The organism is Streptomyces sp. NPDC026538 (assembly GCF_055567535.1).
Map to the genome: position 1 here is coordinate 1,317,843 of NZ_JBVHQG010000001.1, position 14,380 is coordinate 1,332,222.

Sequence of the window (14,380 nt, forward strand, 5' to 3'; positions counted from 1 at the left end):
GGTGGAACAATCCCCCCATGGCGGAAATCATCCAGAAGGACGCCACCTGGGCCTTAGACGGAGACGGCTTACGGCTGACTCCCGGGCGGGACAGGAACGTCAGTGTGCTGCGCCGGACGCTGGGTGAACTGGTCGTCCCGCTGGCCGCGTTGGCGGGTGTTTCGTTCGAGCAGGGCCGCAGGTCGGGGCGGCTGAGGCTGCGGCTGCGGGACGGCGCCGATCCGCTGCTGCACGCCACCGGCGGCCGTCTCGCCGAGACCCATGACCCCTACCGGCTGGCCGTGGAGCCGGACCGGTACGGCGTCGCCGAGTACTTCACGGACCAGGTGCGCGACGCGCTGCTGCTGGAGCGGGTCCCGGGCACGCCGGTGACCGGGTATCTGCTGCCGGGTCCGCAGTTGCCGCTGTCGGTCTCCGCCGGGGACGGCACGGCCGCCTTCGACGGTGAGCGGGTGCGGCTGGAGTGGAACTGGAAGGCGGAGGACGTGAAGGCCGCCGCCGGTCCCCGCACGCTGGCCCTGGCGGACATCCTGGCCGTGGAGTGGCAGCCCTCCGCCGGACTGGGGAACGGCCATCTGCGGTTCCGGGTGCGCGGTGCGCCGGGCAGGGCGCGGGCCAAGTACGACCCCAACGCGGTGGAGCTGTGGGGTTTCAAGCGGGATCCGCTGATGGCGCTGGTCGCGGCGGCGGTGCAGGCGCGGCTGCCGCATCCGTCGGCGGCCGTGCCCGGGGCGTCCCGGGTGGCCGAGCAGTCCGAGGCCGTTCACGACGCGCTGCTGCGCCGGCTGCGCGAGCTGGGTGAGCTGCGTCGCGAGGGCGTGCTCACGGACGAGGAGTTCGCGTTGGCCAAACAGGCGGTGCTGAAGAGGATGTGAGGCCGAAGAGGACGGGAGAAGGGCGGAGCGGGTGATCCTCATACGGCCTGAGGACCACCCGCCCATGCCTTGCTCGGCCTACTCGGCCTCGCCGGGCCTTACTTGGCCTTGCGGGCCACCGTGAAGTGGTCGATGCGGTCGCCGGTCTCGGCGATGCCCGACACCTTCAGCTTGGCGTACTGGCCACGCGGCGCCGGCTCGACGTCCACGCGCAGGAACGAGTAGTTGAGGTAGCGCACCCGGGACCAGGTGACGGTCTCGTTGACCTTGCCGTCCTTGGTGTTGATGAAGGAGGCGACGGAGTCGACCTCGTTCAGGTGCCCCTCGTAGGAGTCCGGCGCGGTGAACGCGTACAGGCTGCGGCCCGCGGCGCCCGCCGTGACGTAGACGACACCCTCGGTCTCGGAGTAGGCCGTCTCGCCGATCGGGAGCTTCTTGACGACCTTGTCGCCCTTGATGACGTCGGTGCGCTCGTACTGGTGGTTGTGGCCGTTGATGACCAGGTCCACCGTGTACTTCTCGAACAGCGGCACCCACTCCTGTCGCACGCCCCCCTCCGAGGCGTGCGCCGTGGAGGTGCAGTAGGCGCAGTGGTGGAAGAACACGACGATGAAGTCGATGTCCTTCGAGGCGCGGAACTTCTTGAGCTGCGCCTCGAACCACTTGGTCTGGGTGCCGCCCGAGATGCCGAGGTTGGCCGGGATCTCGAAGGAGACGTCGTTCGGGTCGAGCGAGATGATCGCCGTGTTGCCGTGGACGAAGGAGTAGACGCCCGGCAGGTTCTTCTTGTCCGGCCCGTTGTCGGGCAGGGTGAAGCGGGCCTCCTCGCCGCCGTAGCCGTTCGGCGAGTACCAGGCCTCCATGTCGTGGTTGCCGTAGGAGACCATCCACGGCACCGACTTGGCCACCGACTCGGTCTGGGCCAGGAACTGGTCCCACACACGCGAGTCGAAGCCGGTGTCGGCGGTCTTGCCCGCGCCGGCCGGGTCGGCGTACGCGATGTCGCCGGCGTGCAGGTGGAAGCTGGGGTTCTGGCCGAGGATCAGGCTGTCGTTGGCCAGACCGTGGTAGCTGACGCCCTGGTCGCCGAAGGCCGTGAAGGTGAACGGCTCCTTGTGCGCGGGCGCGGTGGTGAAGGTGCCGATGGTGCCGGCGAACTTCGGCGAGGCCGGGTCGAAGCCGTCGTGGCCGACGCCGTAGAAGTAGGTGCGGCCCGGCTTGAGGTTGGCCAGCTTGGCGTGCACGTAGTACTGGGTGTGGTCGCCGCTGGCGCCGATGCCGGCCGGGGTGTACAGGGTGCGGATCTCGGCGTCGATCTTGACCGAGAGGTGCGAGGCGTGGGTGCCGATGCGGACGAAGGGCTTCTTCACCGCGACCGGGACCTGCCAGGAGATCGTCATCTCCGTGCTGGCGTCGTTGCCGTAGGCGAGGTGACGACCGAAGGGCGCCACGAAGGCACCGTCGACGTACTGGGTGGCGGGGGCGGAGGACTGGGTGGGGACGGCCGCCTGAGCGGTACCGCCCAGCACGAACGAGCCGCCCGTGACGGCGCCGACAGTCACGGCGCCGCCTCTGATCATCGAGCGCCGGGAGAATCTGGCGCGGAGGTACTCGTGCTGCTCGGCCATGCTCATGCGCTCGGCGAGCTCATCGGGTACGCCCATACGAGGAATGTCCATGGCGTCTGAAACTCGTCTGTACAAGCGACGTGGCGCAAGACACAGGATGGACAGGCTACGAACAGAACCCCATAAGAGATTCAACAGGCCGTTGCCCGGAATCGGGCAGGATTCTTGCTAAACCACGGTGCCGTACTCCAGGATCTACGGGTGCACGACGAACTTGTTGATCATCTGACGCGGTCCACGCCCCTGAGCCGGGGCGAGGCGCTGCGGGTGATACAGGACGTGCTCGCCTACTTCGACGAGACGGCCGGGGACTACGTCCGGCGCCGCCACCGCGAACTGCAGGCAGAGGGCCTGGTGAACGCGGAGATCTTCGGACGGATCGAGGCGGATCTGAAGTACAGGGCGGTCGCCCCGCCGGAGCTCACCCTCCGGCAGCTGCGCCGCATGGTCTACGGCTGAGGAATACGGAACACCTATATATGTGCGGAATTGTCGGATACATCGGTAAGCGTGATGTCGCTCCCCTGCTCCTGGAGGGGCTGCAGCGGCTGGAATACCGCGGCTACGACTCGGCGGGCATCGTCGTCACCTCCCCGAAGGCGGCCGGCCTGAAGATGGTCAAGGCCAAGGGCCGGGTCCGGGACCTGGAGGCCAAGGTCCCGGCGCGCTTCAAGGGCACCACCGGTATCGCCCACACCCGCTGGGCCACCCACGGCGCGCCCTCCGACGTGAACGCCCACCCGCACATGTCCGCCGACCAGAAGGTCGCCCTCGTCCACAACGGCATCATCGACAACGCCGCCGACCTGCGCCGCAAGCTGGAGGCGGACGGCGTCGAGTTCCTCTCCGAGACCGACACCGAGGTCCTCGTCCACCTCATCGCCCGCTCCCAGGCGGAGACCCTGGAGGAGCGGGTCCGCCAGGCGCTGCACCTGATCGAGGGCACCTACGGCATCGCCGTGATGCACGCCGACTTCCCCGAGCGCATCGTGGTGGCCCGCAACGGCTCCCCGGTCGTCCTCGGCATCGGCGACAAGGAGATGTTCGTCGCCTCCGACATCGCGGCCCTGGTCACCCACACCCGCCAGATAGTGACCCTGGACGACGGCGAGATGGCCACCCTCAAGGCCGACGACTTCCGGACCTACACCACCGAGGGCACCCGCACGACCGCCGAGCCGACCACCGTGGAGTGGGAGGCCGAGTCGTACGACATGGGCGGCCACGACACCTACATGCACAAGGAGATCTCCGAGCAGCCCGACGCGGTCGACCGCGTGCTGCGCGGCCGGATCGACGACCGCTTCTCCACCGTGCACCTCGGCGGCCTCAACCTGGACGCCCGGGACGCGCGTGCCGTGCGCCGGGTGAAGATCCTCGGCTGCGGCACCTCGTACCACGCGGGCATGATCGGCGCCCAGATGATCGAGGAGCTGGCCCGGATCCCCGCGGACGCCGAACCGGCCTCCGAGTTCCGCTACCGCAACCCGGTCGTCGACCCCGACACCCTGTACATCGCGGTCTCCCAGTCCGGTGAGACCTACGACGTGCTCGCCGCCGTCCAGGAGCTGAAGCGCAAGGGTGCGCGGGTGCTGGGCGTGGTGAACGTGGTCGGCTCGGCGATCGCCCGCGAGGCGGACGGCGGCATGTACGTGCATGCCGGGCCGGAGGTCTGCGTGGTCTCGACGAAGTGCTTCACGAACACGACGGTCGCGTTCGCGTTGCTGGCGCTGCACCTGGGTCGCACCCGTGACCTCTCGGTCCGCGACGGCAAGCGGATCATCGACGGTCTGCGCAAGCTGCCGGGCCAGATCTCGGAGATCCTCGCCCAGGAGGCGGAGATCGAGAAGCTGGCCGCGGAGTACGCCGACGCCCGCTCGATGCTCTTCATCGGCCGCGTCCGGGGCTACCCGGTGGCCCGCGAGGCGTCGCTGAAGCTCAAGGAGGTCTCCTACATCCACGCGGAGGCCTACCCGGCGTCCGAGCTGAAGCACGGCCCGCTGGCCCTGATCGAGCCGGCGCTCCCCACGGTGGCGATCGTCCCCGACGACGACCTTCTGGAGAAGAACCGCGCGGCCCTGGAGGAGATCAAGGCCCGCAGCGGCAAGATCCTGGCGGTGGCCCACCAGCACCAGGAGAAGGCGGACCGCACGATCGTCGTCCCGAAGAACGAGGACGAGCTCGACCCCATCCTGATGGGCATCCCCCTCCAACTCCTCGCCTACCACACGGCGAAGGCGTTGGGCCGCGACATCGACAAGCCGCGCAACCTGGCGAAGTCCGTGACGGTGGAGTAGGGCCGTCTGGTGGTGCGGGTGCGTGGGGGTTGCTCGCGCAGTTCCCACCGCCCGGCACCCGCCGGACAACCGAACGGACCCCCACGTGTGCCGTCAGGCCACGAAGGGGTCCGCTCATTGGATCGCCGGGGACGCCCAACTCCCCGGCGTCGGCTGCCCTATCAGCCGGTGGCCGTCACCCCCCGGCCGGCAGCCCGCCTCGGAAGAACCGTCGGCCAGTGCGCGAGCGCGGCCGTCGCGGCGTACCAGGCCACCGCCCCCGCCGCCACGGCGACCCAGCCGCCCACCTTGACCAGCGAGGAGCTGTCGGCGAAGTTCGCGACAGCGAGCAGCAGCATCGACAGGAACAGCAGCGCGTGCATGCCCTGTCCGAGCGTGTCGCCGCCCGCGAGCGTCAACGACAGTGCCACCAGGGCGAAGAGGAGCAGGAAGAGCCCGGCCGCGTTGGCCGAGGCGTTGGAGCCGGACGAGACGGCCCAGGTGAACCAGAGGGCACCGAGGGCCACATAGCCCGTGCCGTTCACGGTGTCACGGTCACGGAAGGCCAGCAGGCCGACGAGGAAGAGGGCGACTCCGCCCACATAGTGGGCGACTGACACGGCGTCGGACGTGGTGACGTCGTCGATCACGCCGGTGGTGCCGATGCCGAACGCCAACAGGGTGATCCCCAGGGCGAGTCGGCCGGCCACGGTAGTGGTTCCGCTTCCCGCAGAGACGTCGTTGTCCACGGCGGGCTCCCTTCATGCTTTGTGCAGTTGTGCGCGATGACCGGTATATGCCCTTCACAAGGGCACAAACACCTCTACGCACGAGTAGATTTACGCATCGCACAAGGGGAGCCGAGTCGTACCCACGGCGCATCTCACCTGGGAGAACGCGGAGTTACGGAATGACAACGACGGGCCGCTTGGCCCGCTTGGCGAGTCTGCCCGCGACAGAGCCGAAGATCCGCCCGACGATCCCGTGGGTCGACCCCACGACGATCGCGTCGGCCTCGTACTCCCGCCCCACCTCTTCGAGTTCGTGGCAGATGTCGCCGCCGCGCTCGACGAGGATCCAGGGCACCTCGGCCAGGTAGTCGGCGCAGGCGAGTTCGAGACCGAGCACCTCGGTGCGGTGGTCCGGCACGTCGACGAAGACGGGTGGCTCGCAGCCGGCCCACACGGTGGTCGGCAGTCGGTTGGCGACGTGGACGATGATCAGCCCCGCGCGGGAGCGATGTGCCATCCCGATCGCATAGGCGAGGGCACGCTCACTGGAGGTGGAGCCGTCGAAGCCGACGACCACTCCGTGTTTGAAGGCGGGATCGCAGGAAGGGCGTGGCTCTTCCGCCGCCAGCGCATCGGCCGCCGTGTCGGCAACCGGCCGCTTGCGGTCCGCTGGATCGAAGAATTCGTGACCGGCCATGGCTGTCTCGGAGTTGTGATCCTTTGTGGGAGGGGACGACAGTGTGCGGCGGAGCTGTGTCCGGGAAACATCTTCCCAACCCCATACCCCCAAGGGTACGGCGGCACGCCTCCTCAGCCCAGATCCCGCGCACGCTCCGTAGGGGGCCTTCCCCGGAGTCGGTTAGGAGTTCCAGGGAGCATGCACGAGCCGCGCCCGTAACGCAATGGTTGCTGCCCCGTACAGGCGGTTTGCGCAGGATTCGGACAGGCCCGGGGTCCACGCACGGTGACCGACCGCCCGAACACGCGTTGAACCCGGCGGCAGCACCACCACGGAGCCGCGGCAGGGGCACACCGCCCGGGAGACCAGGGAGACACGCACATGTCCGGACCGCGCCCGAAACCCGACCCGCGCCCCACCCAGGACGCCGCGGGCGACGTCGTCCGCTGGGCCGCGTTCTCCTGTGTCCTCGTCCCCGTGGTGCTCCTCTGGTACGGCACCTCGCCGGCCGGTGCCGGCGGCACCGCCCTCGGCCTGGCCGCCGTCACCGCCGCGTGCCGGTACCTGCTGCGCCGCTCGGAGCACGGGACGGCACCCGGCGGAAAACCCCACGGCAAATCCCACGGAACACCGCACCGGGCGCCCCACCGGGCCCCACACCGGGCCCCACACCGGGCGCCGCGCCGGGCCCCCCGCGGAGCGGTCCGGGGAGGCGGACGTCACACTAGGGGCACTACACCGGTCGACTGACCGGTTTCCGCGCACGGGAACGCTTCTTTTCAGCCAACTTCCCGACCCTGTGCAAGAGGGGCCCCGACCACCCCCCAACCCCCGTTCCACCTGCACGGAAAGGGTCCGGGAGACCCCGCGCACCCTACGCGGTTTGGCCACTGCCACGAGGCGTACTTCCCTGCACGGCCCGTGAGTGCAACGCTTCGTGATCGAATGCTTCACGCCAAGTTGTCATGTCGACAATCTACGGCGTGTCGAACTGGTCAACGCGAGACCGCGGGAACCAGTAGATTCGATCTTGACGTCTTACGGCGGGGGACTCGTGCAGGACCGAGGGGAAACGTGCAGGAGCGACACAACCGAGGAGCCGCGACCACCGAGGGGGGCTTAGCAGTATGAGCCACGACTCCACTGCCGCGCCGGAAGCCGCGGCCCGGAAACTCTCCGGGCGACGCCGCAAGGAGATCGTCGCGGTGCTGCTGTTCAGCGGCGGCCCCATCTTCGAGAGTTCCATACCGCTGTCGGTGTTCGGGATAGACCGCCAGGACGCCGGCGTACCGCGCTACCGACTACTGGTGTGCGGAGGCGAGGAAGGCCCGCTGCGGACCACAGGGGGCCTGGAACTCACCGCGCCACATGGCCTGGAGGCGATCTCACGCGCCGGCACGGTCGTCGTACCGGCCTGGCGATCGATCACCGCGCCACCGCCCGAAGAGGCACTGGACGCGCTGCGCCGCGCCCATGAAGAAGGGGCCCGCATAGTCGGGCTGTGCACCGGCGCGTTCGTACTGGCCGCCGCCGGACTGCTGGACGGCCGCCCGGCCACCACCCACTGGATGTACGCGCCGACGCTGGCCAAGCGCTATCCGTCGGTGCACGTCGACCCACGCGAACTCTTCGTGGACGACGGAGACGTCCTGACGTCCGCCGGTACGGCGGCCGGAATCGACCTCTGTCTCCACATCGTGCGGACGGACCACGGCAACGAGGCGGCCGGTGCGCTCGCCCGCCGTCTGGTGGTCCCCCCGCGCCGGTCGGGCGGTCAGGAGCGCTACCTCGATCGATCTTTACCAGAGGAGATCGGCGCCGACCCGCTCGCCGAGGTCGTCGCCTGGGCGCTGGAGCACCTCCACGAGCAGTTCGACGTGGAGACGCTGGCGGCACGCGCGTACATGAGCCGCCGGACCTTCGACCGCCGCTTCCGCTCGCTGACGGGCAGCGCCCCGTTGCAGTGGCTGATCACGCAACGGGTCCTCCAGGCGCAGCGACTCCTGGAGACGTCCGACTACTCGGTGGACGAGGTGGCGGGCCGTTGCGGCTTCCGCTCCCCCGTCGCCCTGCGCGGCCACTTCCGCCGCCAGCTGGGTTCGTCCCCGGCGGCGTACCGGGCGGCGTACCGGGCGAGGCGGCCGCAGTCCGAGCGTGCCGACGCGGCGGAACCGGCACCGCTGCCACCGACGGGCCCGCTGACGGTCCAGTACCCCGAGGGGGTACTCCCGATGCAGACCCGCAGGACAGCGGCGGTAGGCCTCTCGGCCAGCCTGCCGGGTCCCCGCACGGGCAGCTGACGCACGCCTGCCCACCCGACACCCTCGGGTGGGCAGGCCCCAGCCCTTCGCCCGGACACCACCCGACCCGGTAAGACAAGGGGTGGGGTCGACGACGGCTCTCGGCTGCCCCTTCCGGCCGTCGGGCGCTCCGGAACGGCGGCGCCCAGCCACCGCTCTCCGACCGCCGGGCGGTCGAAGTCGACGGCGCTCGGCCACCCCCTCAGCCCGTTCGTCGTGTGAGGGCGAGGCCGTGGGCCGATGAAGCGGGGGTACGGGGGCGGCGGCGCCCGAGACGCCGGCGCCGCACCCGGGGGCCCCGAGACGTCGGCGCCGCACCCGGGGCCCCCAAACGGCGACGCCAGCTTTAGGGTGGTCGCATGAACGATCGCATGGTGTGGATCGACTGCGAGATGACCGGCCTCTCGCTGTCCGACGACGCGCTCATCGAGGTGGCCGCACTGGTCACCGACTCCGAGCTGAACGTGCTCGGCGAGGGCGTGGACATCGTCATCCGTCCGCCGGCCAAGGCACTGGAGACGATGCCGGAGGTGGTGCGCCAGATGCACACCTCGTCCGGCCTGCTCGACGAGCTGGCCGGCGGCACGACGCTGACCGAGGCCGAGGAGCAGGTCCTGGCCTATGTCCGGGAGCACGTCAAGGAACCCGGCAAGGCCCCGCTGTGCGGCAACTCCGTCGGCACCGACCGCGGCTTCCTCTCCCGGGACATGCCGGACCTGGAGGGCTACCTCCACTACCGGATCGTCGACGTGTCCAGCGTGAAGGAGCTGGCCCGGCGCTGGTACCCGCGGGCGTACTTCAACAGCCCGGAGAAGAACGGCAACCACCGCGCCCTCGCCGACATCCGCGAGTCGATCGCCGAACTGCGCTACTACCGCGAGGCCGTCTTCGTACCGCAGCCCGGTCCGGACTCGGACACCGCGCGGACGATCGCCGCCCGCCACGTCCTGCCTGCGGAATAGGCGTTCGGGAGGCCCGCGCGGGTGCTCCCGTAAAGCCGTGCGCGAGCACCCCTTCGGACCCTGTACACTTTTTCTCGGCCGGTCGGAGAAACCACAGAATCACCGCCGGTCGTGGTGGGTGTAGCTCAGCTGGTAGAGCACCTGGTTGTGGTCCAGGATGTCGCGGGTTCGAGTCCCGTCACTCACCCTTCGGTTAGAGGCCGATGACCTGTAGTCGTACAGGTCATCGGCCTCTTTCGTTTCCCCCTGTGGCCACACCGGCGGTCACCCGGGATCTTGCGAAGGGTCCTGGCCCTCGAAGTCGAGAACCGCATGCTCCTGGAACGGGACGCCGCCCTGCAACGGGCCCTTCACGAAGTCCAGAACGAGCTGCGCACGCTACGCGCCCACGGACTGGGCGCCCGCCTCCGCGATGGCCTGGACGCCCGCTCGCTGCGCGACCCGGAGAAGGAGGAACTGCGCGAGCGACGAGACGCAGCACTCGCAGCCGGCCGCCTGGGGGCAGGCCTCCCTCGCACTGCCTGGGTGCCACCTACTGCCCGTCGCCGTGATGCGGCGGCGGGCGCTCGCATTTCGGCAATCCGTCAACCGTCTGCTCAGACGGGAAGTTCCTTGATGCTGAGGGCGAAGTCCAAGTTCCCCACTCCGTGGTTGGCGAGGCCCACCGTGACCACGCCCGCTCCTTCCAGCCAGTGCGCCATTTTCAGGCCACCGACGTCCAGCGGGCGCAGCCCGAGGGTCTCGATGAACGCCTCCACACTTGCCTTGGCCTGCGCGTTATCGCCAGCGATGAAGACGTCGGGCCGACCCTTCTCCAGGACATGGCGGAAGATCGTGTTGAACGCCTTCACCACGCTGGCGCCGGCCGGGGCGGCCTTGGCGACTTCCTGCGCGATCGAGGTCTCCTCGCGGTGGGCCAGCCCGTCGAACGTGGAATTGAAGGGGTTGCTGATGTCGACGATGACCTTGCCCGCGAGAGCGTCTCCGAACTGGGCGACGGCCGGCACCACGCCGTCGTACAGCAGGGCCACGATGACGATGTCCCCGGCCGGGGCGGTGCCCCATTCTCCCGTCGTGGCGCCGCCGCCGAGGGCCTTGGCCAGGTCAGCGGCCTTGGACTGATCGCGGCCCATGACCTCGACGGTGTTGCCGCCGGCTATCGCCCGCGCGCCGATGGTGCGGGCCATGTTCCCGGTGCCGATGATGCTGATGTTGCTCATGAGATGTCCTGCCCTGATTGGGTGTTGTTCGGTTCAGATGGCGGTGGTGCCGCCGTCGGCGACGAGTTCCATGCCGTTGACGTAGCTGGAGTCGTCGGAGGCGAGGAAGAGGGCGGCGGTGGCGATCTCGTCGGGGCGGCCCATCTGGCCGCGGGGGATGAGGGACTCGAACTGGCGCTTGGTGGCCTCGTCGAAGAGTTCCTCCTGCTTGGCGGTGGCGACCTGGCCGGGGGTCAGGACGTTGACGCGGATGCGGCGGTCCTTGAGTTCGTTGAGCCAGATTCGGGCCCAGGCCTGCTGGACGGCCTTGCTGCCGGCGTAGACGCTCCAGCCGGGAAAGGCGCCGAGGGAGGCGTTGGAGCCCGTCATGAGGATGGAGCCGCCGTCGTTGAAGAGCGGGAGGGCCTTCTGGACGGTGAACAGGGTGCCGCGGGCGTTGAGCCCGAACCAGGTGTCGAACTGGGCCTCGGTGATCTCGCCGAGCGGGGCGGGCTCGCCACCGCCGGCGCTGGCCCACAGCACGTCGAGGCTGCCCTTCTCCCGCTTGACGGTGTCGTACAGGCGGTCCAGGTCGTCCAGGTCGGCGGCGTCTCCCTGGACGCCGGTGACGTTGCGGCCGATCTGCTTCACGGCCTCGTCCAGGGCGTCCTGGCGGCGGCCGGTGATGAAGACGTGCGCTCCCTCGTCGACGAACAGCTTCGCGCCGACCAGCGCCATGCCGGTGGTGCCGCCGGTGATGACCGCTACCTTGCCGTCGAGCTTTCCCATAGTCATTCCCTTGGGTCGGTGGTGCCGTGTGCACCTGGGATGACGGTGTTATGTACACCGCCCTGTGTGCTTACGGTACGGGGCGGGCCGCGGGGACGCAAACTATGTACACCGGTCGTTACCCAGCTGCGGTACGCTGGAGCCATGACGGAGTTGGAGAAGGGCCCCACGGGCCGCCGCCGCGGCCGGGGCGCCCGCGAGCGCATCATCAGCGCCTCCCAGCAGCTGTTCCGCGAGCAGGGCATCAACCGCACCGGCATGGACCAGCTCTGCGCGGTGGCCGAGGTGTCCAAGCGCACGGCCTACCAGCACTTCACGGGCAAGGACGAACTCGTCGCCGAGTACCTGCGCAGGTTCGACCCCTCCGTTCTGTCCGGCGTGTTCGACCGCACGGACCTCACACCCCGCGAACGGCTCCTCGCCGCCTTCGACGTCCCCCCCACCACCCCCCTGTGCCCCTACATCGGCGCCGCCGTCGAACTCCACGACCCCCAGCACCCCGCATCCCAGTACGCACGCGACTACAAGAAGGCCGTCGCCGCGCGGCTCGCCGACACCGCCCGCGAAGCCGGCGCCGCCGACCCTGAACAGCTCGGCGAGCAGCTCGCGCTGCTCATCGACGGCGCCGCGGCCCGCACCCGGGTCCTCAACGCCGACGCCTTCCCCACCGCCGCCGCCATCGCCGCCGTCCTCATCGACAACGCCATCCCCGCCACAGCCGGCGATGACCCGCGACCGGAGGAAGTGTCAGGCTGACTTGGCACTCCGCGGCCGGGCTGGACGCGCTGCCGGTCGCGCGGCTGCACCCGCTGGTACGCGACACCGGCCGCCCGGCACCTGGCCTGGATCTGCCGGCTTTCACGGAACTGGCCGCCCGCTTCCTGAAGGCCGCAGCAGAAGCCGCTGGGGAGACCGGCGCCCCCCGAAGGCTTCAGGAGTTCGAGGCCGTCATCCCGGCCCAGTGCTGACGCGCCGCCCGTTCGAACTGACGGCTGATCACATGAGTCCGTACGCGGTGGCGCATGAAAAAGTCGTATGCGGCTGGGGGGTACTGAAGATGCGGGTGGCCCGCCGGCATCGCTGGCGGGCCACCCGCATCAAGGGCAGTCGAACTGCTCAAGCGTGCCTTGTGACGGCATCGCCTCCAAGCTGCCACATCTCGTAGTTCCCACATTCCGCCGTGATCTCGGCCGTCGACTGGGCCGCGCTGACGAAGTCGTCCACCACCGGTGAGGTGTGCGATGCCGCCACCGCGAGGCACACCTGGTCGGGCGCCAGATCCGGGATGGGCACGAAGACGACGTCCGGATGCGAGTAGAACACGGACGCCGAACGGGCCAGGAAGGAGATGCCCCGTCCGGCCGCGACATGCTCGAGCGTCTCGTCCACCCCGCGCACGGGGTACCCGGCATTGGGGAGCGGGCGCTTGGTGGGCTGCGTGCTCGGGTCACCGTGCCAGACCAGCGGTTCGCCGGCCAGGTCGGCCTCGGTGACCTCCTTCTTGCCGGCAAACCGGTGTCCGGCGGGCAGTACCGCTACCCGTGGCTCGGTGTACAGCGGGGTGACGCGCAGGCCGGCCTCGTCGATGGGCAGCCGCACGTAGCCGACGTCGATGCGGCCGTCGAGCAGCATCGCAGCCTGGTCGTCCCCTTCGATCCGCTGCACGTCCACGACCACGTCCGGGTGCCGGTCCTCGAACGCACGGGCCGCCGGGGTGACGGCAACGCCGGCCCGGAAACCGACCATCAGCCGCCGCTTGCCGGCGGCGGCCGCGGACACCCGGCGGCGGACCGCGTGGGTTGAGGCGAGCAGCGGACCGGCGTCGGCCAGCAGTTGCCGGCCCGCATCTGTCAGCTCCACGCCGTGGCGATCCCTGGTGAACAGCGAGGCGCCGAGATCCTGCTCGAGCGCACGGATCTGCCGACTGAGCACCGGCTGCGCGATGTGCAGCTCATCGGCGGCGCGGCCGAAGTGCAACTGGTCGGCCACAGCGACGAAGTAACGCAGTTTGCGCAGGTCCAGATCCAGATCCATGGCGCCCCCAGCTGGTGATGCCTTCAGGATATCACCACGACTGAAAGAGGTCTTGGACGCCCACTCAGGCCAATGGCAACCTGAATAGGTACCTAATGGTCCGAGCGAATTCGGCACAAGAATTCGACATCGGTGGGCCCAGGCCCAAAATGAGCGCATCAGAAATTCAACGCCTCCATCGCGTTATTCGACGGCGTCGACGACACAACCGTTGACAACGACGGGCGGGCATGGCGTCCTATCCAGCTCCAGAAAGCAGGAACTCCATGAGCAGCATCAGCATTATCGGCCTGGGGAACGCGGCCCGCGCCCTGGCCGCCCGGGCGCTCGCCGGCGGCAACGCAGTCGAGATCATCGGCCGCGACCCGGCCAAGGCCAAGGAACTGGCCGCTGCGCTCGGTGGCGCCACGGTCGGGACGGCCGGCACCGCCCCGGCCGGGGACATCGTTGTCCTCGCCGTGCCGTACGCCGGCGCGGCGGCGGTGGTGAGGGAGTACGGGGACGCACTGCGCGGCAAGATCATCGTTGACATCACCAACCCCGTAGCCCCCGACCTGCAGGGCTTCGTCGTCCCCGACGACAGTTCCGGCGCGCAGGAGATCGCCAAGGCGGCTCCCGACGACGCGCATGTCGTCAAGGCCTTCAACACCGTGTTCTCCCACGTCCTGGCGGCCGGCCCGGCCGAGGACCGCCCTTTGGACGTGTTCATCGCCGGCGACGACGTGCAGGCGAAGGCACGCGTGTCGGTGTTCGTCGAGAGCCTGGGGCTGCGCCCCTGGAACACCGGGGAACTGTCCATGGCGCGGGCACTGGAGAACGTCGGCCTGCTGGAGCTTGGCCTCATGAACCACTCCTTCAAGCACGCCAATTTCTCCCTCGGCATCACCCTTCTCGGCTGAGCACGCCC

At 69.4% G+C, this 14,380-nt stretch carries 14 protein-coding genes and 1 tRNA gene; 9 read left to right on the forward strand and 6 right to left on the reverse strand.

The genetic code is table 11. From position 1 onward, the window contains the following. Nucleotides 1–17 precede the first annotated feature (17 nt). The gene (locus tag ACZ4N4_RS05925; protein ID WP_467584851.1) at nucleotides 18–875 is read left to right on the forward strand and encodes a DUF4429 domain-containing protein; all 858 of its coding nucleotides are present in this window, start codon (nucleotides 18–20) and stop codon (nucleotides 873–875) included. A 98-nt stretch (nucleotides 876–973) separates the two neighbouring features. Here ACZ4N4_RS05925 and ACZ4N4_RS05930 read toward each other — a convergent pair whose 3' ends face one another. Next, nucleotides 974–2,539 (reverse strand): purple acid phosphatase family protein, encoded by a 1,566-nt coding sequence (locus ACZ4N4_RS05930; RefSeq protein ID WP_453572093.1) that lies wholly within the window; start codon nucleotides 2,537–2,539, stop codon nucleotides 974–976. 165 nt (nucleotides 2,540–2,704) lie between these two features. Here ACZ4N4_RS05930 and ACZ4N4_RS05935 point away from each other — a divergent pair, with 165 nt between their 5' ends. Continuing rightward, nucleotides 2,705–2,962: a hypothetical protein gene (locus ACZ4N4_RS05935; RefSeq protein WP_351700798.1), complete on the forward strand. Its 258-nt coding sequence runs from the start codon at nucleotides 2,705–2,707 to the stop codon at nucleotides 2,960–2,962. 20 nt (nucleotides 2,963–2,982) lie between these two features. Continuing rightward, complete coding sequence (gene glmS, locus ACZ4N4_RS05940; RefSeq protein ID WP_467584856.1) at nucleotides 2,983–4,800, forward strand: glutamine--fructose-6-phosphate transaminase (isomerizing); 1,818 nt, start codon at nucleotides 2,983–2,985, stop codon at nucleotides 4,798–4,800. A gap of 161 nt (nucleotides 4,801–4,961) precedes the next feature. Here glmS and ACZ4N4_RS05945 read toward each other — a convergent pair whose 3' ends face one another. Both ACZ4N4_RS05945 and ACZ4N4_RS05950 read right to left on the reverse strand, forming a co-directional pair. After that, nucleotides 4,962–5,528 (reverse strand): GPR1/FUN34/YaaH family transporter, encoded by a 567-nt coding sequence (locus ACZ4N4_RS05945; protein WP_453572086.1) that lies wholly within the window; start codon nucleotides 5,526–5,528, stop codon nucleotides 4,962–4,964. 154 nt (nucleotides 5,529–5,682) lie between these two features. After that, the gene (locus tag ACZ4N4_RS05950; RefSeq protein WP_467584859.1) at nucleotides 5,683–6,207 is read right to left on the reverse strand and encodes a universal stress protein; all 525 of its coding nucleotides are present in this window, start codon (nucleotides 6,205–6,207) and stop codon (nucleotides 5,683–5,685) included. 363 nt (nucleotides 6,208–6,570) lie between these two features. On the opposite strand from ACZ4N4_RS05950, the gene ACZ4N4_RS05955 reads away from it, so the two are divergent. The 4 genes from ACZ4N4_RS05955 to ACZ4N4_RS05970 all read left to right on the forward strand — a co-directional run bounded on the left by ACZ4N4_RS05955 (nucleotide 6,571) and on the right by ACZ4N4_RS05970 (nucleotide 9,638). Continuing rightward, nucleotides 6,571–6,939, forward strand: a complete 369-nt coding sequence (locus ACZ4N4_RS05955; protein WP_467584862.1) for a hypothetical protein — start codon at nucleotides 6,571–6,573, stop codon at nucleotides 6,937–6,939. A 377-nt stretch (nucleotides 6,940–7,316) separates the two neighbouring features. Further along, nucleotides 7,317–8,489: a helix-turn-helix domain-containing protein gene (locus tag ACZ4N4_RS05960; protein WP_467584865.1), complete on the forward strand. Its 1,173-nt coding sequence runs from the start codon at nucleotides 7,317–7,319 to the stop codon at nucleotides 8,487–8,489. Between the two features lie 359 nt (nucleotides 8,490–8,848). Next, nucleotides 8,849–9,451 (forward strand): oligoribonuclease, encoded by a 603-nt coding sequence (orn, locus tag ACZ4N4_RS05965; RefSeq protein WP_453572075.1) that lies wholly within the window; start codon nucleotides 8,849–8,851, stop codon nucleotides 9,449–9,451. Nucleotides 9,452–9,565: 114 nt separating this feature from the next. Next, nucleotides 9,566–9,638, forward strand: a tRNA-His gene (locus ACZ4N4_RS05970). A 409-nt stretch (nucleotides 9,639–10,047) separates the two neighbouring features. Here ACZ4N4_RS05970 and ACZ4N4_RS05975 read toward each other — a convergent pair. Next, entirely contained in the window at nucleotides 10,048–10,671 is a 624-nt protein-coding gene (locus tag ACZ4N4_RS05975) for an NADPH-dependent F420 reductase (protein ID WP_467584867.1), read from the reverse strand. Between the two features lie 33 nt (nucleotides 10,672–10,704). Next, entirely contained in the window at nucleotides 10,705–11,439 is a 735-nt protein-coding gene (locus ACZ4N4_RS05980) for an SDR family NAD(P)-dependent oxidoreductase (RefSeq protein ID WP_467584870.1), read from the reverse strand. A gap of 144 nt (nucleotides 11,440–11,583) precedes the next feature. Between ACZ4N4_RS05980 and ACZ4N4_RS05985 the strand changes: the two genes are divergently transcribed. Next, nucleotides 11,584–12,195 (forward strand): TetR/AcrR family transcriptional regulator, encoded by a 612-nt coding sequence (locus ACZ4N4_RS05985; protein WP_467584872.1) that lies wholly within the window; start codon nucleotides 11,584–11,586, stop codon nucleotides 12,193–12,195. A gap of 360 nt (nucleotides 12,196–12,555) precedes the next feature. Here ACZ4N4_RS05985 and ACZ4N4_RS05990 read toward each other — a convergent pair whose 3' ends face one another. Further along, nucleotides 12,556–13,467: a LysR family transcriptional regulator gene (locus tag ACZ4N4_RS05990; RefSeq protein ID WP_467585342.1), complete on the reverse strand. Its 912-nt coding sequence runs from the start codon at nucleotides 13,465–13,467 to the stop codon at nucleotides 12,556–12,558. A 272-nt stretch (nucleotides 13,468–13,739) separates the two neighbouring features. On the opposite strand from ACZ4N4_RS05990, the gene ACZ4N4_RS05995 reads away from it, so the two are divergent. Next, a complete protein-coding gene (locus tag ACZ4N4_RS05995; protein ID WP_467584875.1) occupies nucleotides 13,740–14,372 on the forward strand; it encodes an NADPH-dependent F420 reductase in 633 nt (210 codons plus the stop codon). The last annotated feature ends 8 nt before the right edge of the window (nucleotides 14,373–14,380 follow it).

Bases quoted from the DNA above. Each gene is read 5' to 3' on its own strand.
- ACZ4N4_RS05925 (WP_467584851.1), top strand. From the start codon at position 18: ATGGCGGAAATCATCCAGAAGGACGCCACCTGGGCCTTAGACGGAGAC.
- ACZ4N4_RS05955 (WP_467584862.1), top strand. From the start codon at position 6,571: ATGTCCGGACCGCGCCCGAAACCCGACCCGCGCCCCACCCAGGACGCC.
- orn (WP_453572075.1), top strand. From the start codon at position 8,849: ATGAACGATCGCATGGTGTGGATCGACTGCGAGATGACCGGCCTCTCG.
- glmS (WP_467584856.1), top strand. From the start codon at position 2,983: ATGTGCGGAATTGTCGGATACATCGGTAAGCGTGATGTCGCTCCCCTG.
- ACZ4N4_RS05960 (WP_467584865.1), top strand. From the start codon at position 7,317: ATGAGCCACGACTCCACTGCCGCGCCGGAAGCCGCGGCCCGGAAACTC.
- ACZ4N4_RS05930 (WP_453572093.1), bottom strand. From the start codon at position 2,539: ATGGGCGTACCCGATGAGCTCGCCGAGCGCATGAGCATGGCCGAGCAG.
- ACZ4N4_RS05950 (WP_467584859.1), bottom strand. From the start codon at position 6,207: ATGGCCGGTCACGAATTCTTCGATCCAGCGGACCGCAAGCGGCCGGTT.
- ACZ4N4_RS05980 (WP_467584870.1), bottom strand. From the start codon at position 11,439: ATGGGAAAGCTCGACGGCAAGGTAGCGGTCATCACCGGCGGCACCACC.
- ACZ4N4_RS05975 (WP_467584867.1), bottom strand. From the start codon at position 10,671: ATGAGCAACATCAGCATCATCGGCACCGGGAACATGGCCCGCACCATC.
- ACZ4N4_RS05985 (WP_467584872.1), top strand. From the start codon at position 11,584: ATGACGGAGTTGGAGAAGGGCCCCACGGGCCGCCGCCGCGGCCGGGGC.
- ACZ4N4_RS05995 (WP_467584875.1), top strand. From the start codon at position 13,740: ATGAGCAGCATCAGCATTATCGGCCTGGGGAACGCGGCCCGCGCCCTG.